The organism is Microcoleus sp. Z1_B2 (assembly GCF_036700325.1).
Taxonomy (GTDB): Bacteria; Cyanobacteriota; Cyanobacteriia; order Cyanobacteriales; family Microcoleaceae; genus Microcoleus.
Map to the genome: position 1 here is coordinate 53945 of NZ_JAUBOQ010000021.1, position 18629 is coordinate 72573.

At 46.8% G+C, this 18629-nt stretch carries 17 protein-coding genes; 8 read left to right on the plus strand and 9 right to left on the minus strand.

The window, feature by feature from the left end; all coding sequences use genetic code 11:
- Positions 1-74: 74 nt before the first annotated feature.
- The gene (locus QT984_RS14315; RefSeq protein ID WP_333374254.1) at positions 75-746 is read right to left on the minus strand and encodes a response regulator transcription factor; all 672 of its coding nucleotides are present in this window, start codon (positions 744-746) and stop codon (positions 75-77) included.
- Between the two features lie 363 nt (positions 747-1109).
- Here QT984_RS14315 and QT984_RS14320 point away from each other — a divergent pair, with 363 nt between their 5' ends.
- Positions 1110-1928 (plus strand): class I SAM-dependent methyltransferase, encoded by an 819-nt coding sequence (locus QT984_RS14320; protein WP_333314240.1) that lies wholly within the window; start codon positions 1110-1112, stop codon positions 1926-1928.
- A 601-nt stretch (positions 1929-2529) separates the two neighbouring features.
- Here QT984_RS14320 and QT984_RS14325 read toward each other — a convergent pair.
- The 6 genes from QT984_RS14325 to QT984_RS14350 all read right to left on the minus strand — a co-directional run bounded on the left by QT984_RS14325 (position 2530) and on the right by QT984_RS14350 (position 9342).
- On the minus strand, positions 2530-3129 hold the full coding sequence (locus QT984_RS14325) for a Uma2 family endonuclease (protein ID WP_333208252.1): 600 nt from the start codon (positions 3127-3129) through the stop codon (positions 2530-2532).
- A gap of 117 nt (positions 3130-3246) precedes the next feature.
- Entirely contained in the window at positions 3247-3846 is a 600-nt protein-coding gene (locus QT984_RS14330) for a Uma2 family endonuclease (protein ID WP_333054776.1), read from the minus strand.
- Positions 3847-3925: 79 nt separating this feature from the next.
- Entirely contained in the window at positions 3926-6139 is a 2214-nt protein-coding gene (locus QT984_RS14335; RefSeq protein WP_333054774.1) for a phosphoketolase, read from the minus strand.
- Between the two features lie 328 nt (positions 6140-6467).
- Positions 6468-7691: a COP23 domain-containing protein gene (locus tag QT984_RS14340; protein ID WP_333054773.1), complete on the minus strand. Its 1224-nt coding sequence runs from the start codon at positions 7689-7691 to the stop codon at positions 6468-6470.
- Positions 7692-8105: 414 nt separating this feature from the next.
- The gene (locus QT984_RS14345) at positions 8106-8333 is read right to left on the minus strand and encodes a hypothetical protein (protein WP_333054772.1); all 228 of its coding nucleotides are present in this window, start codon (positions 8331-8333) and stop codon (positions 8106-8108) included.
- A 442-nt stretch (positions 8334-8775) separates the two neighbouring features.
- Positions 8776-9342: a COP23 domain-containing protein gene (locus QT984_RS14350; protein WP_333233495.1), complete on the minus strand. Its 567-nt coding sequence runs from the start codon at positions 9340-9342 to the stop codon at positions 8776-8778.
- A 694-nt stretch (positions 9343-10036) separates the two neighbouring features.
- On the opposite strand from QT984_RS14350, the gene QT984_RS14355 reads away from it, so the two are divergent.
- The 3 genes from QT984_RS14355 (at position 10037) to QT984_RS14365 (ending at position 12272) form a co-directional block, all read left to right on the plus strand.
- Positions 10037-10642: a hypothetical protein gene (locus QT984_RS14355; protein WP_333054770.1), complete on the plus strand. Its 606-nt coding sequence runs from the start codon at positions 10037-10039 to the stop codon at positions 10640-10642.
- A 138-nt stretch (positions 10643-10780) separates the two neighbouring features.
- Positions 10781-12157 (plus strand): cytochrome P450, encoded by a 1377-nt coding sequence (locus tag QT984_RS14360; protein ID WP_333054769.1) that lies wholly within the window; start codon positions 10781-10783, stop codon positions 12155-12157.
- Entirely contained in the window at positions 12132-12272 is a 141-nt protein-coding gene (locus QT984_RS14365; protein ID WP_333054768.1) for a hypothetical protein, read from the plus strand. The genes QT984_RS14360 and QT984_RS14365 overlap by 26 nt, the downstream gene beginning before the upstream one ends.
- 424 nt (positions 12273-12696) lie before the next feature.
- Here QT984_RS14365 and QT984_RS14370 read toward each other — a convergent pair whose 3' ends face one another.
- Positions 12697-12984: a hypothetical protein gene (locus QT984_RS14370; RefSeq protein WP_333054766.1), complete on the minus strand. Its 288-nt coding sequence runs from the start codon at positions 12982-12984 to the stop codon at positions 12697-12699.
- Between the two features lie 59 nt (positions 12985-13043).
- Between QT984_RS14370 and QT984_RS14375 the strand changes: the two genes are divergently transcribed.
- From QT984_RS14375 to QT984_RS14390, 4 genes are all read left to right on the plus strand, one after another.
- Positions 13044-13253 carry a hypothetical protein gene (locus tag QT984_RS14375; RefSeq protein WP_333208247.1) on the plus strand — a complete coding sequence of 70 codons (210 nt, stop codon included), beginning with the start codon at positions 13044-13046 and terminating at the stop codon, positions 13251-13253.
- Positions 13254-13478: 225 nt separating this feature from the next.
- Positions 13479-13739, plus strand: a complete 261-nt coding sequence (locus QT984_RS14380; RefSeq protein WP_015179186.1) for a MoaD/ThiS family protein — start codon at positions 13479-13481, stop codon at positions 13737-13739.
- Between the two features lie 490 nt (positions 13740-14229).
- On the plus strand, positions 14230-15528 hold the full coding sequence (gene thrC, locus QT984_RS14385) for a threonine synthase (RefSeq protein ID WP_333238003.1): 1299 nt from the start codon (positions 14230-14232) through the stop codon (positions 15526-15528).
- A gap of 199 nt (positions 15529-15727) precedes the next feature.
- Positions 15728-16003: a MoaD/ThiS family protein gene (locus QT984_RS14390; RefSeq protein WP_333054763.1), complete on the plus strand. Its 276-nt coding sequence runs from the start codon at positions 15728-15730 to the stop codon at positions 16001-16003.
- A 475-nt stretch (positions 16004-16478) separates the two neighbouring features.
- On the opposite strand, the gene QT984_RS14395 is transcribed toward QT984_RS14390, so the two are convergent.
- Positions 16479-18365 carry a ribonuclease J gene (locus QT984_RS14395; RefSeq protein ID WP_333054762.1) on the minus strand — a complete coding sequence of 629 codons (1887 nt, stop codon included), beginning with the start codon at positions 18363-18365 and terminating at the stop codon, positions 16479-16481.
- Positions 18366-18629 lie beyond the last annotated feature (264 nt).

Sequence of the window (18629 nt, forward strand, 5' to 3'; positions counted from 1 at the left end):
CAATAATAGACATCTCCAATAATTCTTGTGGAACAGGCATCTTGCCTGTTCTGGACTTGGTATTCGGTCGAGGCCTAATCAATCAATCCTTGTTCCCTAGCTCGCACTTCCGTTTGAATCCGCAGATTTTTGTCATTTTCGGTATGCACATCTAGCACATCTCGAATCTTACTCCAGTAACACTGCACAGTGCGTTCAGAAACATTCATCCGTTTGGCGATCGCAGTATCCTGCAAGCTCTCGTGAAAAGCAAATTGCAACACCTGCATCCAGGCGGGTTTGAGTTGGAGCCCATTGCGGATCTCTCTGGGTGTAGAAATCCGCTCGTGCAGCGCCCAATCAACCATTGCTAGCAAGTCTTTGATCGGGTGGCTCTTATCGACAACTGTGAAGCCGCCCATGTGATTGTCGATCGACGGTTTCAGCCAAACTAAAGTCCGAACATGGGCACTCTGCACCACAATATTCAGACTCGGATACTTATCCATCAACGTTTTGAGAAGTTGAAGCCCTGAATTCGCTTGCGCCGTTTCGCCGATCGTCTCTGGCATCACCAGATCCACAATCACCAAATCCGGGGTTCTCTGCGCTATTTGCTCAATGGCAGCCTGAGCCGTCGAAGCCGTCAGAATCTCTGCCTCTGGATATTCTTGCTTCAGAATGTTAAGCGTGCCACCTAACACCATCGCATGGTCATCCACAACTAAAAAGGTTCGTTTTTCAGATTGAGCTAGAGTTTTGGGCATAGTGCATAAAATAAAAATAGTAAGGGATGCGGGAAAATCAGCATCTTGAGTTTAGGTAATCCGTCATCTTCTTACAATAGAGGAATTACCGGGTTTCCGTCCTGCATCTGTCCGCCAAATGTAGTTGTGGATGTCGGCAACGAGAATTGCGCTAAAGCGCAGTTCTGATGATTGTGTTGCAAAATCCGCACTTCATCGGAATTATTGATCTCTCTCTTCTCGAACTCTGCGTTCTGGAGCGTCCTCTGTGGTTAAATCATTCCCATGCCACCGGAAACGATCTTACGCACAGATAGCTCGATCGGAGATTTGATTATATTTCTATTATAATCCTGGTATCCTAGTAAGAATAAGGATAATTTCATGCCAGCAGAAGGTTCGTATCAAGCAAACACGTACAATCTGGAAATTGACGCAGAAATTCAACGGTTAAAAGCTCAAGTTCTCCTCAGTTGGGAAAAGGAAGCGCGCAATTTAAAGTGGTTCGGTTTAGCCGACGGGATGAATGTTTTAGAAGCAGGTAGCGGGCCTGGATTTTTCACCGAAAAACTGTTAGAATTGCTGCCAAACAGTTCGGTAACAGCGGTAGAAATTGACCCGGTACTGCACGAAAAAGCAGTAGCATATTTGCAGGATAAAGGGGGCGATCGAGTAAATCGCATCCAAGCATCGGTTGCGGATACTGGTTTGGCGGCTAACACTTTCGATTTTGCGATCGCCCGTTTGCTGTTCGTTCACCTCCCAGAGCCCGTCGCAGCAGCTAAAGAAATATTCCGCATCTTGAAGCCTGGGGGAAAACTGGTGATTATTGATAGCGACGCGGATCTGTTTTGGCTGACAAATCCACCGTTGTCAGTCGAGATTGTCAGGGAGAAATTCAAGCAGGTAATCGCATCGCGGGGCGGCAATTTATGCGTCGGGCGAAATCTGTGCCGCATTCTCAAAGAAGCTGGGTTTGTTAGCGTTGATTTAGAAGCCGTTGTCAGCCACAGCGATATAATAGGAATTGAAGCGTTCCAACCTTTACTTGACTCCGGGCCCATTTTGCAAATGGTCAAACAAGGGTTGATTTCAGAGTCGGAAATAGAAAGCTATCTGGTTTCGCGGGATGAGTTTGTAGCTGCGGGCGATCGATCTATGATGAGTTTTTGGTTGATGGCTTGCGGGGAAAAAACTCAATAAAATTAAGACACATATTTCACACAATATTAATGTCCCGTCGCAGCACAATCTCTAGCACTCTCGCTACATTCCCAGCTAACAAATCAAATCCGCGCTTCAGCGTCGGGCGTAAAATCGAGTCAATAGTCAACAATCACAGACGGTGCCACTATAATTTATCTAATTCATCTGCGTTAAGCTGTTCTCCATTTAAATTGTGTGTCAAAAATCACTCAAATTATTGTGGGATGGGCACGCGAACCCGTCCCGAATATGCAATTTAAACGCGCAACAGTTTAATCTGTGTTTATCTGCCCTCATCTGCGGTGAAAAAAAGAGAAATTTTTAACCGCAGATGACAATGGATTGACGCAGATTCACGCAGATTAAGAGAAGAGAGATAGGAATAATTCCGATTCTAAAAGATTTAATATCAAAGTTATAAATTTTCATATTTCTGAGCTTAGTAACTTTACACATACCAGTCTAACAAATCCTTGGAGCCGATCGCGCAAAGGTTTTTTGTGAGAGCCAATGGTTGACTGTCACATTTTAGCTTAACCAATCAAGTCGTTAGGGAAGCTCTCGTAGACGATCGCACTTTTTACCAACTCCTCAGCATTCAACCCACTTGCCGAATTCCATTAAGAAACTCTGTCCTAGCCTCAATCCTTGAAGGCATTAAAACGCAGCGTACCAGCAATTCTAAATCCAATTCCGGCAGCAACTCACTTCTTGAAACTTGCTCATAATTATCATCCCGCAACCCATACACAGCCAACTGATTATTTTCCCAAAACCAGACTTCCGGAATGCGAAGTCGCAGATACTTAGCGAGTTTATTTGTGCTACCGCTAGTAATCGTTACTTCCACGGCTAAATCGGGATGCTCTTTTCTTGAACCTATATAATAAGACTCGTCTGGTTCAAAGGATACATCTCTTGCCCGGTCTCTGCGAGTTGCGCTTCCTACAGGAATATATTCAATTCCCCTTTCACAAAAGTAGAGTTGTAGCAAAAAATTAAGAAGACAACTGATTGTCTCATGTGCTTCACCCAGTGTCATAAACTCGATCCACCCATCAAGATAAGTTATCCGCAAACCAGAAGAATCTGCCATTAAAGATTCGAGCGCCTCAAATTGCTCCCAAGTATAATAACCAGGGAGAACCAATCGCTGTTCCGCAAGCGTAACTATTTCTTCTAAAACTTTTGCTGTCATGATTGTATAGTTGGAAGTTAGGAAAAAGTAGAAATTCTCCCGGCTAAAAACTGGGAGATTCTCGCATTATAACTTAACCAATCAGGTCGATCGCACTTTTTACCAACTCCTCAGCATTCAACCCACTTGCCGAATTCCATTAATAAACTCTGTCCTTGCCTCAATTATTGAAGGCATTAAAACGCAGCGTACCAACAATGCTAAATCCAACTCCGGCAAAAACTCACTTCTTGAAACTTGCTCGTAATCATCCTCGCGCAGCCGATAGACAGCAAGCCGATTATTTTCCCAAAACCAAACTTCAGCAATGCGAAGTCGCAGATATTTAGCGAGTTTATTTGTGCTACCGCTAGTAATCGTTACTTCCACGGCTAAATCGGGATGCTCTTTTCTTGAACCTATATAATAAGACTCGTCTGGTTCAAATGATACATCTCTTGCCCGGTCTCTGCGAGTTGCACTCCCTACAGGAAAGAATTCAATTCCGAGTTCAAAAAAGTATGCTTCCAGTAATATAGCGATCGCTTTTTTAAAGCTTTCATGTGCTTCGCCCACTGTCATAAACTCGATCCACCCATCAAGATAAGTTATCCGCAAACCCGGAGAGTCGGCCATCAAAGATTCGAGCTCCTCAAATTGCTCCCAACTATAGTAACCAGGGAGAATCAATCGCTGTTCTGCAAGCGTACCTATTTCTTCTAAAATTTTTGCTGTCATAGGTATCACCATCCTATTTTAAATATTACTAGCCCCTACCCAGTACAAACCAGGCAGGGGCATTCACTCACATTCTAACTTAATGAACTAGCTCGATCGCCCTTTTAGTCAACGCCTCAGCAGTCAACCCATTAAACGCCATCAACTGACCAGCACTAGCAGTAGTTTCCCCCCGCTTCCAAGCGAAAGTATCCCGCTGGCAATTGCTGCGGAGCATCACAGGTTCCAACATCCCAGAAGCACCGCCTGTCACGCCAATCAAGGCATCTCCGCCAAACAATTCGGCAAATTTCTCATCGCTCAAAAAGCCGCCGTCAGATTCCGAACAAGTATCCCAAGCAACATCGCTAGCACGATACAAACGCCGGGGATTCACAACAGAAACAATTCGCACTCCAATCCCTTCTGTTTCCAAAAATGCCGCAGCTTCAAACACTGGCATTAACGTCATGTCGCCGACAACTGCAAACACAACTGTCTTATCTCCTGCTATTTCGTGCAGCACTATTCCACCGTCTTGCAAACCTTGGCGAGTCTGTTCAAGAGTAGTGCGAATTGGCAGCGGCGACTTGCTTGCAGTAATCACAACTCCCTTATTTTTAGCAGTCAAAGCCCACTCATAACAAGCTTGAATGCTGTTAGCATCCGGTGGAAACAAAGGAAACACATTGCCGTTCCGCATCATCGCCGCAAAATAAGCCTCAATTTCCGGCCGCTGGTGCGTCCAACCATTGCGGCCTTGTTCCAATGCACCCGCTGTAAATAAAGTGACAGTTGCCGGAGTTGGACGGCGCAATTCTGCCATTGCTTGGGTTACAGTTTGCCAAATTGGTAAACCGTTGATGGCAAAAGATTCGTAGGAACACCACAAACTCCGCGCTCCAAATAGCGATAAACCTACCGCTAAACCAGCGCAAGCATCTTCGCTCAAAGGTTCGTAAACTTGACCGTTGGGCGATTGATTGTACAGGTCATCTGTCGTTGGGTGAATAATCTTTAGAGCTTGGTTGATATTGGCAATTGCCGATGCTTCGTTGCCGTCAGCATTAGTCACAAGAAAAGTCCGATCGCACTCGCCGACTTTCCCTACCAAACGTCCCATTGCTGTTGTCGAAATCTTCGGTTCTCCCCCAACGGCAAATTCTTCTAAAGGCAATTCGCCTAAATCTGCCAGCGGCAATGTAAACTCAGTCACAACTGTTTTCGCCGCCGGCCCGCCGCCCGCACGCTCGCAATTTGTCCGCACCAATTGCCAAGCAGCAGCAGTTAAAGCGCGCTCTTTTAAAGCACTGACAATGTGCGGAGCATCCAGCGTATCTTTCGGATAAAGGTTGTGAGATTTTGCTCCGCGCGCGTGGACGCCGGCACCTTTCAACTGTTTGATAATAAACGCAGTTAATTTGCCGCCGAGAGCAGATTTTGCCGCTTTGTCTACTCCTTGTAAAACAGCTTTGGTAAATGCCATCCGCTGTTCGAGCGAAAAAGCAGTGCTGTCCACATAATCTTCCGGTTGATTTTTATCGTCAAATTCCTTAGCATCAACTAAGATAACTTCTTCAAAACCGTTGCCTTGCCAATAAGCAATCATTTCAGCATTAGTTTTAGTCGAAACCATGCTGTGATGTTCCTGAGAATATCCGTTCCAAACCAACACAGGCAAAAAGTTAGTAACACTCGGATAAGCAGTGTGGAAATGCGCCATACTGCTCATCGGATAGGGTTCGCCCATGCCGCCGTCGCCCATTGTGAAAGCAAACAGTTTTTCGCGGTGCAAAAGCGCTCCCGCCATTGCGAAATGCTGCCCTTGTCCGAGGGGGCCGGCCGGTGCTAAAAGGCCGGGAATGAAACCGGAAAGATGTCCTAACAAACCGTCTTTTTCTCGGAATTTATCGCGTACTTGCTGCACGTTAACAATTCCCATATCCTCCAAAGATCGATCGAGAAACATGGCGCTGTAAAAGCCGGGGGCGTGATGGCCGACTTCGGTGACAATGTTTTTGTGTCCGAGCATCACCAAAGCGGCATAGGCCTCAGCTTGGCTAGCAAAACCCCCCGGATGTCCCGATGCCTTGCTAGCGGTGACTTGTAGCGTCAGGTAGCGCAGGGCGTCTGCTCCCAGCATCGTTTGAAAGACGGCGACGGGATCGGCAGAATCGGCGATCGACTTGCTCCCCTCGGCGATCGCAGGTGTTTTCCCATAAGTATCAAAACCAGGGACTGTTTCAGAAAAATATTGAATGCCTTCGCAAAAAGCGGGCGTTGTTGACGTTGCCTGCGGGGTAGTTGCTGTCATGCTTGATACCGGAAAAATTTGAATTGGATTAATATAATAGTAATTTTATAGCTTCCGTGTTCCAAAAAATCATGAGTTCTATTAAGCTGTTGCGGCCTTTAAATTGTCTGTCAAAAAACAATCAAAGTCTTGTGGGGAGTAGGGCCCTAGCGTCCCGCCCGCCTCGAATATGCAATTTAAATGCGCGACAGCTTATGTCAGTGATAAATAAGTAAAATCTCTCAAATTTTCAGCTAATAAGTAGTTGTTTGAGAACCCGGAGTTTTTTAATAAATCCGGGTTCTGTGTTTACCCATTACTAATCCCTCTCAAATCTCAAATCGCCAATCTAAAATTGTTCCAGCCGTTCCCGCACATCGATATACAGCACAGTACCGCTTTCAGAAAGAGAAGGCACAGCTTTTTGATTCCGCAGCCAAACAAAAAAACTGCTAAGTGCAGGAGTCGGATCTTGATCGCGGCGCAGCGTGTAGATCAAACCTTCGCAAGGCCCATTAACGCGGCTAGTCGTGCAAATCGCTTTCTGGTTATTTACTATACCCACCGTCACATAATTTAGCTGTTTATTTCGGTTATAATTCTCAAGGCGCTGAGTCACTTGTTGGCAGCGAGTTAAAGGATCGTAGCCAGAACTAGAAAAGAAATTAGAATTCCAGCGAATCCAAGGCTCCCTGAACCCTTGCGGATTTTGATACACAGTCACCGGCTCGCCCGTGGAGGTATCGCATACAAATCCTCCATAACTCCGATTCGGCTGGTTTTGATCCGAGGCGCTGCTGAGAGAAAGATTGCTGAGAATGTCCCAGCCGTTACGCTTGTTTTGTGAAAGCAATGCCATAAAAGCATCGATCGGGATTGCCGCATTTAACCCCGTTTTTATCTCCTCAATCTGACCGTTCCACTGACTTCTAATTGTGCCAACAGTATCCCCCTGACCGTGAATTCCTATTACCCTGCCATCAGCATTAAATACAGGCCCGCCGCTCATCCCGCGCCTGGTTACAGCTTGGTAGCGCAGACGATACCCTGATGAGGCGCTGCCCAAGCGAGAAGAGATGATACCAGTAGTAAACTCAAGTTTTCGTTCAACTCCCGAAATTGGCAGCGGATAGCCAGAAACGTAAATAGCAGAACCAACAACAGCACGTTCTGACTCGCCCATTGGTGCTACTGGATACTGTTCTCGGCTCTGAAACTGGATCAAAGCCAAGTCTATATCCGTGTCATTTTTCGGTAGGCGCTGTATTCTAATCGCAGCATAATCCTTCTCTAAATGAGTGCGAATGCTGTATTTTTGAGCGAGGCTTGCCACTACATGATTAGCTGTCAAAACAGTGTAAATATTACCCTGTTTGGCAATAATTACTCCCGAACCACTAGCAAAAAAACCCAGCGTATTGTTGACTTCCACAGTTGTCAAGGTCGCTAGCTGGGCAATTTCTTCTGCTGTTTTGGCACAGGCAGCATATTGTTGACTGACAAGGGCCGTCACTGTTAATGCACCTGTCAAGATGATTGTCAGCGCGTCAAACCGCAAACTCCACACATTCATCGATAACTCCCTAGATGAAACGAGGCGAACTGCCAATATATACTAATTGGAATTCCCCAACTGGATTTAACCATTTTTTCCGATAATTCCGCTGTTGGTTCACTTCCCTCTTCAAAAGCATAAACGCAAAAATTTGGATCTCGATACTTGCCCCTACAGTTAATCCCAATCAAGAAACCTTTGGCATTAAAAATCGGGTCGCCACTCATACCGATTTTACCTCATTTGTATAGCCCAACCTATAACCTTGAGGCAAAGATTTGGCTAGCGGCACCGAAACGAAGCCCGCGTCAATCGATTTTAGATTTTAGATTTGAGATTTTAGAGGCGACCCCACGGATAAATGCTCTTTCTTGAGGATTTTCGATTTTCGATTTGGGATTGACTTGCGCGAGATAAATCACGTGGCGGGTACTACCTTTGAAATTCGTGGTCAGCGAAACTCCTAACCTCAGCACCCCCAGGAAAGCCGACTGCCAACACTGGCTCAGACACCGCTCCGGGTTCAAGGCTGAATAGTGCTATTTTATACTCGATCGCGCTGCGAAACAGAACGATCGCCCGATCGGTATTGCCCAGCCGCCTCAGAACTCCTAGCAGTGGGTGGAGGAGGCCGTCGTCGGTGACAAGTCCGATCGCCACAACCTGCTAGTTAGTGAGCACCCTATAGGTTTGGCCCTGCAGCCGGACGCTCGTCTCGGAACCAGAAGATTTCCCCGTCGGGATGCGTACCGCTGTTTGACGAAGAATTTCAAAGGTGGTATCCGCCACGTGCTTGATCCGTGGAATCAATCGAAAGCATCTAAGGAATGAGAATTAAATAACTTAGAATGCGTGATGCTTCTTGTGGGATGGGCCTGAAAGCCCGTCCAGAAAGGGCGGGCTTTCAGGCCCAACCCACTTTCAAGAGTGTAAATTATTTAATTCGCGATCCTAAAATCTAAAATCCTCAAGCCCCCGAATTTATCCGTGGGGTCGCCTCCAACATCCAAAATCTCAAATCTAAAATCTAAAATCGAATGACGCGCCAAACTTTCCACCTCAATCCTTGGAATTGGTGACGGGATGGAAAATTTGCCCATCTTTAAGGCTGTCCCGACGGCGGAGAAAAAGAAGGCTGTTGCACCTCATCATCCGTGTTTTCCCCTAGCTTTTCCCTGACATCAATGTAAGGAATTTTACTGGTCTCATCAAAAGACGGCATCCCGACATATCCTTGGCGCCAAGCCAACAAATTATACAAAGAGCCGATCGGGTCTTGGCCGGGTCTGAGGGTATAAATCAAATTTTGACACCGCCCATTGACTTGATTCGCCGTGCAGATGACGTTCTGGCCGTTCATTTGGCCTGCTGTAATGTACTTAAGCATTCGTTGGCGGCGATAGGTTTCGAGGCGTTGACTCACTAATTGACACCGAGTTGCCGGATCGTAGCCAGAACCGGAGAAATAATCGGAAGTCCACTCAATCCAAGGCTCTACAGCACCTTGAGCGTTTTGGTACACCGTCACCGGCGCACCAGTCGAGGTATTGCACCAAAATCCACTTTCCCCCGACGCTCGCCGACCGTAACTCGGTTCAGAAGCAACCGTCAGGCCGCTGAGGGCGATGGCTGTTGCCGCCAAAACTTTTGTCCATAATTGCTGTTTCATGATGTTCTCACTCTTTTTGATGGGATGCGACACAAAAATCACCGAATGCTGCGATAACACCCTTGACACGCCTGTTCGTTACAGATCCGCTGACTGAGGAATTATGTGATTCGCGACTTGACCAGAAACCAGTTTTTTTTACGAAAACACTTCGTTGCAGCCCTTATGCCTGGTTAAACAACCCGGTTTCTTTGCTTTTGATCCGTAAGTTTTGATATTGTTCGCGACTTGGACATTCCCTCTAACCGCGATTATCGGCGCTGTTAAAAAGGCGCTCCGAAACCGAGCTTAAAATGCGCGCGCCAGTCTGAATTCTGTCCTCATTACTACTAATCCAGCTCGGGCTGTCGCAAACCGGAAAGAGGCTCTTTACCTCAGATATTGGAATTGCTCGAATTGCAACGGTACATCACACCTACTGACACGGTATTTGATATCACTTTGCGATCGAAGTCCCTAGCTCGATCTGCTGCGATACCGAGACGGCAGGGTTGCACAAATGAGGACTAATACTTCCTGTGCCCGATCGATCGAACGTGAAAATGAAGGTATTGACCAGAACTCTTAACTTGTTTTCATCTCCGTATTACGGATACCTAGAAATACTTCTAAGTGAGTGTAATCAGGGACTAAATGCTTTCTACTACCAAAGTTCACCCTCCGTACACTGAAGTTTAGTTGAGTATTAAAAACTATGAACCGTATCTGCAAACAGTTAGGATATTTAGGCGTTTGGTTAATTTTGATAGGCGGTAGCGGTTGTTCTACCTCAGATGCAGCTACCTCAACCGAAAACCAGAGCCAACTCTCCCGAAGCGCCCCTCAGTTCCAACACCTACAGCTAACGGGAAATCAAATTGAGGCTCGATCGAGTCAATTAACGCAGCCTTATAAATCTGTTGCCTCAGTTTTAGGCAGTGCTACCCTCTCAGAAAATACTGCCACCGTTACGGTTTATAAGGTAGATAATTTATGTCAAAATCTGAAGCCGGAAACAGTTACAGGCCCAGAGAACCAGTTAATGTCATCGGCGGTTAATGAAGTGTTAAAGCAGCAGATTTTCGATAGTCTTGGTTTGGCTGGCTATCGCCTCAAGATCGATCGCGACCTCGGAATAGCTACCGTGGATCTGCGAGCCTCCGGAAATTCGCGGCAGAAATTGCAAAATTTGTCCAGTTGTCAAATGTTAGGTTTGTTCGGGGGCGTGCGCCAAACTTTAACCAGTTATGCTCCTTGGCAAATCAAAACTGTTCGTTTTACAGAGCTTGGAGAGGATATTTTGAGCACAGTTCGAGAATAAGCGATTAAAATTATTGGAGATGGGAATTACACAATTCTCCCCTTAAAAACAAGGGTTGGGAGGGATTGAATAAACCTTCAAACCCTTTGAAGTTTTTTGATACTGCTAAGTCCTGTGACCCAAACCCCGGTAATTCCTATGACACTACCTGACGGCCCCAAAAGCCCCCGCTTCGTGCAGCTAATTCAATGGATTGGCGATCCGCTGACATACCTGGATCTATCTGCCAAAAAGTACGGGGAGATTTTCACGACTCGATGGGGCAAGCTCAAACCATTCGTGATGATCCACAACCCGCAAGCCATCCAGGAAATGTTCAACAGCAAAGCTTTTGACGCTCCAGGCGAGATCAACGGTATTCTTAAACCCTTGCTGGGAGAACAATCCATGATTGTGCTCTCTGGAGAAAAGCACAAACGCGATCGCCAATTATTAATGCCACCTTTTCATGGGGAACGGATGCGGAATTACGGCCAACTAATTTGCGATATCGCTCGAGATGTTGCCTGCAAATGGTCTGTCGATCGACCTTTTGTTGCCCGCAGCGCCATGCAGGAAGTCACCATGCGGGTAATCTTGCAGGCTGTCTTCGGTCTGGATGACGGGCCACGGTTGCAGCAACTGTCCCCGCTGCTGGCTGCGATTATCGATACGATCGGCTCTCCTTTGCGATCGAGTATGCTGTTTCTAGGCTGGATGCAGCAAGATTGGGGGCCCTGGAGTCCTTGGGGACGGATGAAACAGCAGCAGCGGAAAATTAACGAACTGATGGACGGCGAAATTGCAGAACGCAGACTGCAACCTGATGCCAACCGCACCGACATTCTCAGCTTAATGATGGCCGCGCGCGACGAAAACGGGCAACCAATGACCGATGAAGAATTGCGCGACGAGTTGATGACGCTGCTGTTTGCAGGCCACGAAACCACAGCAACTGCCCTAGCTTGGGCATTTTACTGGATTCACAGTTTGCCCTCGGTGCGCCAGAAGTTGCTGCAAGAATTGGACAGTTTGGGGGAAAATCCCGATCCGATGGAGATTTCCCGCTTGCCTTATCTGAGTGCAGTTTGTCAGGAAACGCTGCGAATTTACCCGGTGGGAATGCTGACGTTTCCGCGAGTGGTACGATCGCCCGTGGAACTGATGGGACATCAACTCGAACCGGGCACGGTTGTTTTCGCCTCAATTTATTTGACCCACAGACGGGAGGATTTATATCCAGAACCGCTGCAATTTAAACCGGAACGGTTTTTGGAGAGGCAATTCTCGCCTTACGAGTATTTGCCCTTTGGAGGCGGCAGCCGCCGCTGTATCGGCTTGGCGCTGGCGCAGTTGGAGATGAAACTGGTGCTGGCAACCATTTTGCGGGATTTCGACCTAGTATTGGCCGAGAAAAAGCCCGTACAGGCCAAACGCCGAGGGGTGACTTTAGGGCCAGCCGGTGGCGTGCGGATGGCCCTGCTGGGGCGGCGGATGTCGCAGCAGAAGCGTGAACCTGTTGTTAGTGGAGTTTGAAGTCGCAGCAGTTGCAGGGGACGATCGAACTTTGGGCTTTGAGTGCAAACAATTTAGCGAGAAAGTGCGATCGTCCGCCAATGCCACAATTTTTTGTAGCACCCGCTACAGATAAATAGCTAGAATCCTTAACCTGTAAGCCTCCCCTCTCTCAATTTTCAAATTCTCAGTCTAAAATAATAGGAGCCTCGCAAACACAGCCTGAAAGCAAAAGTGGGTGATTGCAATAGTCCTCTTGATATCTCAAAAGCCTCCCTGCCATACTTTAAAAACATATGCATACCCTGTTATTCAGCAAGGTCGGAAGCGTGTTGGCAATGCCACCAATCTTCCGGCCTCTTTATTTTTTGGGCTACTTCAGGCATTGGAGACAAGATGCAGAAGGCAAGGCAAAACTATAAATTCTCCCCCTGTCCCCCTCTGCCCCTCTCCCCAATGTAGAGATTCTGCCTCTAATTCCAATAGAATCCGACAGCAAGTTTAAGGAATCACTAAGGAATAATTAATAACTTGTTAAATTATCTCCTTTGGCCCTTCTCTCAATCTTCTGTTTTCAGAAATTCTGACACCGAGACAGACTTCGGGAGACTCTCCATATCTTGAATTTCGCTTTCGTGGGCAAAAAACTCGACTTCTTTGTCGTCAATCTGGATTTGATAGCTAGCGGTAGCTGTCACAACCCGTCGCTTTTTTTTATCTTCTATTAAAACCCAACACACTACAGGTCTTACCCATCTCTCAACGTGCTGGCTTTGCTTGGTACTGCCAAAGGCATACCAGCCTTTAGCTTCAATAATCTGAAGCACTTTAAAATCGTTATTTGCCATATATTTCTATCGCGTTAACTTCAGTATTCTTCTTAGATAGAACGGGTAGCTTGCTAAGCATGGCAAAGGTTTGGCAATTCCAATCCACACTTTATAACCTGATTTTTTGTCAGGAAAAGCGGGTTGACAGGGCCTTGTCTGCGTTGTTGCCTGCTAAATGTAGTGCGAGCTTTTTGTACTCTCCCACAATTACCGTAAAGTATCTATACCGCATCCTCAAAAAATATTCTCGCATTAGCCTCAACAGCAGCCAACTAGACCTTAGCTAGCTGCATCTAAGTGGATGCAAACTGCTTCTAACACCTGGTTGGTGAGAGCGATCGGCATACAATCCTGTTAAGACTTTTTGCTGCAATCAACTATCATCTTTACCCGGTGGGGTAAAACTTAACTAGAGGTTGCCGCTTTCAATTCTAAGCCTCGGCGCGCCTAATTACTAATTAATTGTATGGTGTAGTTGATAATTGCCAAACCGTCGATCGCACTCAACAGCCGTGTCTAACTCTTCGATTACCATCACCGTTAAACTGTTCGCCGCCTTCGGTGAAGCCTACGGCGTTTCGGAACTTACATTAGAACTTCCTCCCGAAACCCCAGTGTCTCAAGTGCTCGAAAGCTCGATCGCCCAATATCCTCAATTAGAACAATGGCGCGATCGCACCCGCTTCGGCCTCAACCTGGAATTCGTCTCCCCCGATACCATCCTCCAAGACGGTGACGAAGTTGTCCTCATCCCTCCCGTCAGCGGCGGGTAGGCTAAGTTGGTTAATCTGAAATGTTGCACCATTCTCAATAAGCTTTTTATGAACAGGCTTTTCGGCCTGTTCCACAAAGAGTGAATTTTCTTGTGGAACAGGCCGAAAAGCCTGTTAAGCGAGAATCGTGCAACATCTCAGTTAATCAAAAATTCGAGGTTTTGTAGTTGTGTTCGATCGCACGACTGCCCAATTCTTAGCCAAAAAAAGATTTATTAAGTTTTGTAACAATTTCGTCGGCAAATCATCCTTGAGATCGATCGGGCTGGCGTGCGGGCCTGAAAATCTGGGTTAAGAACCCGATCCTGAAAACAACTCAAATCCTTGTGGTATGGGCGTCCCGCCCGCCCAAATATCAAAGTTAAATACACCACTGTTTAATTGAAAAATCAATCCCGACTAAAAAAATCGGGTATGGTTGACGCACTAATTTGAGCGTGGTATTCTGCGAAAAGAATTAACAAACATCGCAAAACTAGAGAGTTGAGCTATGACCCAGGCCACCAGAACACAATCCACAGCAGCAACCTTCACAGCCCTCAAATGTAAAGAATGCGGCGAAGAGTACGAACTCCAAGCCAAGCACGTCTGCGATTGCTGTTTTGGCCCGCTTGAAGTCAAGTACGACTACGACGCCATCCGCCGCAGCGTCACTCGCCAAACCATCGCAGCCGGCCCCAACTCGATCTGGCGCTACCGCGCATTTTTACCAGTCGCTACAGATAACGTCATCGATGTCGGCACGGGGATGACTCCTCTATTAAAATCCCACCGCTTGGCGCGCCGCCTCGGTCTAAAAAATCTTTATATTAAAAACGATGCCGTCAATATGCCCACTCTCAGCTTTAAAGACAGAGTGGTGTCAGTTGCCCTTAGCAGAGCGAGAGAATTGGGTTTCACAACGGTATCCTGTGCCAGCACCGGCAATTTAGCTAACTCTACGGCTGCGATCGCCGCCCACGCCGGACTCGACTGCGTAGTCTTCATCCCCTCCGACTTAGAAGCAGGCAAAGTCCTCGGCACTCTGATTTACAATCCAACTGTCATGGCAGTTCACGGCAACTACGATCAAGTTAACCGTCTCTGTTGCGAAGTCGCCAATACACATGGCTGGGGATTTGTCAATATCAACTTGCGTCCCTACTATTCCGAAGGCTCAAAAACCCTCGGTTACGAAGTTGCCGAACAGCTAGGCTGGCAATTGCCCGATCACATCGTCGCTCCCCTCGCCTCCGGCTCTTTGTTCACAAAGATTTACAAAGGCTTTAATGAATTCATCGAAGTCGGTTTAGTGGACGAAAAGAAAGTCAGATTCAGCGGTGCCCAAGCTGACGGCTGTTCCCCCATCGCCCAAGCCTTCCGCGAAGGCCGTGATTTCGTCAAACCGGTGAAACCGAATACAATTGCTAAGTCGATCGCGATCGGCAATCCAGCCGACGGTATGTACGCCTTGGAAATCGCCCGCAAAACAGGCGGCAACATTGAATCCGTCAGCGACACCGAAATCATCGAAGGCATGAAACTGCTAGCAGAAACTGAAGGCATATTCACTGAAACCGCAGGCGGCACCACAATCGCAGTCTTGAAGAAACTCGTAGAAGCAGGTAAAATCAATCCCGATGAAACCACAGTCGTTTACATCACCGGCAACGGTTTGAAAACGCAAGAAGCAGTTCAAGGCTACATCGGCGAACCAATCACCCTCGAACCGAAACTAGAAGCATTCGAGCGCGCCCTAGAACGCGCCCGCACGCTCGAACGCCTAGAATGGCAACAAGTTTCGGTTTAATAAATAGTCATTAGTCATCAGTCATTAGTCATTAGTTATTAGTTATTAAGCTGTTGACTACTGACTGAGGACTACTGATTAATAGTCATCAGTCATTAGTCATTAGTTATTAGTTATTAAGCTACTGACTACTGACTACTGACTACTGACTACTGACTACTGACTACTGACTACTGACTACTGACTAAGGACTAAAAAAATGACCGTCAAAGTTTTAATTCCAACCCCCCTGCAAAAATTTACCAACAATCAAGCCACCATCGAATGCGCCGGCGATAACATTTCCGAATTAATTGAATCGCTGGAAACCAATTGTCCCGGCATCAAAAAAAGCCTGTGCGACGAAAAGGGAGAACCCCGCCGATTTCTCAACTTCTACGTCAACAGCGAAGACATCCGCTTTTTGGATGGCTCAAACACAGCCCTCCAAGATGGCGATGAAGTCAGCATTGTTCCTGCTGTTGCTGGTGGCTGATTAATTTTCAAATAAACGCAAGTGAACGCAGATAGTTATTTAAATCTATCTGCGTTCATTTGTGTTTATTTACGGTTTAAAAACTACTCCTTCGCTAAGCTGTTCGGCATTTAAAGGGCTTGCGTAAGGTGCGTCAGCATCTAAGGTTTTCCGTTTCAGCGTAAGGGTTATAAGCTGACGCACCCTACTAGCCTCGTTACTGGTTTAAATGCTCCACAGCTTAACCGAGAAAATCCTACAAATCCCGGATTAGGTAAGGAATGAGAATTAAATAACTTACAATTTTAATTGTTATTGTGGGATGGGCGTCCCGCCCGTCCAAAAAGGACGGGCGGGACGCCATCCCACAATCTTGTGGAAGTTATTTAATTCTCATTTCTTATATCTAGGCTGGTAGTTGCGCTTGGGTACCCAAGCGCAACTACCAAACCTAAAACTCCTTTCTTTGTTCGCAGTGCGTCCGAGAATTATCCTACTAGGAAGCTGCCCTTGCAGCAGTCCGGGGACGGCGCCGGCCCGTCACCTGATTGGCAGGAGATGGCAAGGATGGGGATGATGGCGATGACGGCGATGATGGCGATGATTGCGAGGATAATAGCTTAGGTGCTTCCAGGGCACCTGGAGATACTGCTGCTTTTTCCGATCGCACTGCTTCTTCAGGAATTTGCATCAGGAATACCAACAGCGGATTGCTTTGCAGTTCCCGGCGCATCACTCGCTGAATTGCTTTTTCTATTTGCGTTTGCACTCCTACCCAGTCAACATCAACTTGTGAGTCAGCAGTGGCAGGTTTTACAAATTCTGACCAACGATCGCTCAAAACTGTTTCAATGGTTTGAGTGATTAATTTGATAACCTCCGCGCGATCGGCTGATGTCACTACACCTTTCAAGTGGACTTCTGGTTTAGCAACTAATTTGCCTTCCCAATTCAAAGCCGCCGCTACAGTTACAACGCCATCTCCCGCCAACTGCTGACGTTCCTTGAGGACGCTAGCTTTGACAACGCCCGATCTAGAAGCATCTACCAATTCAATTCCTGAAGGCACTTGACCAGCAACTCGTATCGAATTTTCGGTCAATTCTACGACATCGCCGTTATCAATAACCACCATATTGCTAGCGGGAATGCCCATGCTTTGAGCCGTCTTGGAGTGCTGGATCAGCATCCGGTGTTCCCCGTGAACCGGCAAGAAGAACTTGGGACGAGTCATGTTAATCATTAACTTTTGGTCTTCTTGACAACCGTGGCCGGAAACGTGAATGCCTTTGTCGCGGCCGTAAACCACGTGTGCTCCTAGCATCATCAGTTTATCGATCGTGTTTACCACTGCGATCGTATTTCCCGGAATCGGATTAGCTGAGAAAATGACAGTATCGCCCTTTCTGATTTTCAGTTCGTGATGTTCGCCGTTAGCAATGCGAGTCATCGCCGCCATCGGTTCGCCTTGGGAACCTGTAGTTAAAATCAGCACCTTGTCTTCTGCCAAATTGCGGATTTCTTTCAGCGGTTTGAAAATACTATCTTCGCATTTGATGTAGCCAAGATTGCGGCAGTGAGCGATGACGTTAAGCATCGACCGGCCAACCACTCCGACATACCGATTGTTTTTCTTAGCCAAGTCCAAAACAATTTGCAATCGGTGTACCGACGAAGCAAAAGTCGTCAGCATTATCCGTCCCGGTGCTTGAGCGATAATTCTGTCTAAATTCGGCGCCACAGAACTTTCCGAAGCGGTAAAACCGGGAACTTCCGAGTTAGTAGAATCGCTGATCAAGCACAGCACGCCTCTCTCGCCGTACTCCGCCAGCTTTTGCAAATCAAAATGCTCGCCGTCTACAGGAGTGTGGTCAATTTTAAAGTCTCCGGTGTGGATCACAATTCCGACGGGAGTGTGAATTGCCACCGTAAAACTGTCGGCCATCGAGTGAGTGTTGCGGATGTATTCGACTAAGAAATTCTTGCCAATTCTGACAGTATCCCTGGGTCTAACCGTTCTCAATTCAGTGCGGTGAGACACTCCGGCTTCTTCGAGTTTTCCGGCTAGCAAAGCCATCGCCAAACGCGGGCCGTAGATGACTGGAATTTCAAATTGTTTGAGGTGATAAGGGATACCACCTATGTGGTCTTCGTGACCGTGAGTCACGATCATACCTTTAATTTTGTGGCTGTTTTCCCGCAGGTAAGTCATGTCGGGAAGGACAATATTTACCCCGTGCATTCCATCTGTCGGGAACGCTAAACCGGCATCTAAAAGAATGATTTCGTCGCCGTACTCGAACACACAAGTGTTTTTACCGATTTCGTGCAGCCCGCCGAGGGGAATAACTTTTAGAGCAGATGCAGTTGTATTTTTGATCATGCGTATCCTTTGTTAGTTATTTTTGTTATTGGTCTGTGGTCTATGGTCTGTCGTCTTTCGTCTTTCGTCTACGGTTCGTTGGTAGGGCGATATTTTTCCAAATATTTATGGAAAAATCCCTGGCGGGTTTTACTCTCCCGTACAGTCAGTTGTCTTTGGCCTTCATTCTTCTATCTTCAGTCTTTAATGCTTGACTGTTAGCTACTTACTAACACTTAATTACTAATGACTGATAACTCAGAACTAATGACTGATAACAACCAA

Excerpts from the sequence above, each read along its gene's own strand:
- QT984_RS14315 (WP_333374254.1), bottom strand. The coding sequence starts at position 746 with ATGCCCAAAACTCTAGCTCAATCTGAAAAACGAACCTTTTTAGTTGTG.
- QT984_RS14320 (WP_333314240.1), top strand. The coding sequence starts at position 1,110 with ATGCCAGCAGAAGGTTCGTATCAAGCAAACACGTACAATCTGGAAATT.
- QT984_RS14325 (WP_333208252.1), bottom strand. The coding sequence starts at position 3,129 with ATGACAGCAAAAGTTTTAGAAGAAATAGTTACGCTTGCGGAACAGCGA.
- QT984_RS14330 (WP_333054776.1), bottom strand. The coding sequence starts at position 3,846 with ATGACAGCAAAAATTTTAGAAGAAATAGGTACGCTTGCAGAACAGCGA.
- QT984_RS14335 (WP_333054774.1), bottom strand. The coding sequence starts at position 6,139 with ATGACAGCAACTACCCCGCAGGCAACGTCAACAACGCCCGCTTTTTGC.
- QT984_RS14340 (WP_333054773.1), bottom strand. The coding sequence starts at position 7,691 with ATGAATGTGTGGAGTTTGCGGTTTGACGCGCTGACAATCATCTTGACA.
- QT984_RS14350 (WP_333233495.1), bottom strand. The coding sequence starts at position 9,342 with ATGAAACAGCAATTATGGACAAAAGTTTTGGCGGCAACAGCCATCGCC.
- QT984_RS14355 (WP_333054770.1), top strand. The coding sequence starts at position 10,037 with ATGAACCGTATCTGCAAACAGTTAGGATATTTAGGCGTTTGGTTAATT.
- QT984_RS14360 (WP_333054769.1), top strand. The coding sequence starts at position 10,781 with ATGACACTACCTGACGGCCCCAAAAGCCCCCGCTTCGTGCAGCTAATT.
- QT984_RS14370 (WP_333054766.1), bottom strand. The coding sequence starts at position 12,984 with ATGGCAAATAACGATTTTAAAGTGCTTCAGATTATTGAAGCTAAAGGC.
- QT984_RS14375 (WP_333208247.1), top strand. The coding sequence starts at position 13,044 with ATGGCAAAGGTTTGGCAATTCCAATCCACACTTTATAACCTGATTTTT.
- thrC (WP_333238003.1), top strand. The coding sequence starts at position 14,230 with ATGACCCAGGCCACCAGAACACAATCCACAGCAGCAACCTTCACAGCC.
- QT984_RS14390 (WP_333054763.1), top strand. The coding sequence starts at position 15,728 with ATGACCGTCAAAGTTTTAATTCCAACCCCCCTGCAAAAATTTACCAAC.
- QT984_RS14395 (WP_333054762.1), bottom strand. The coding sequence starts at position 18,365 with ATGATCAAAAATACAACTGCATCTGCTCTAAAAGTTATTCCCCTCGGC.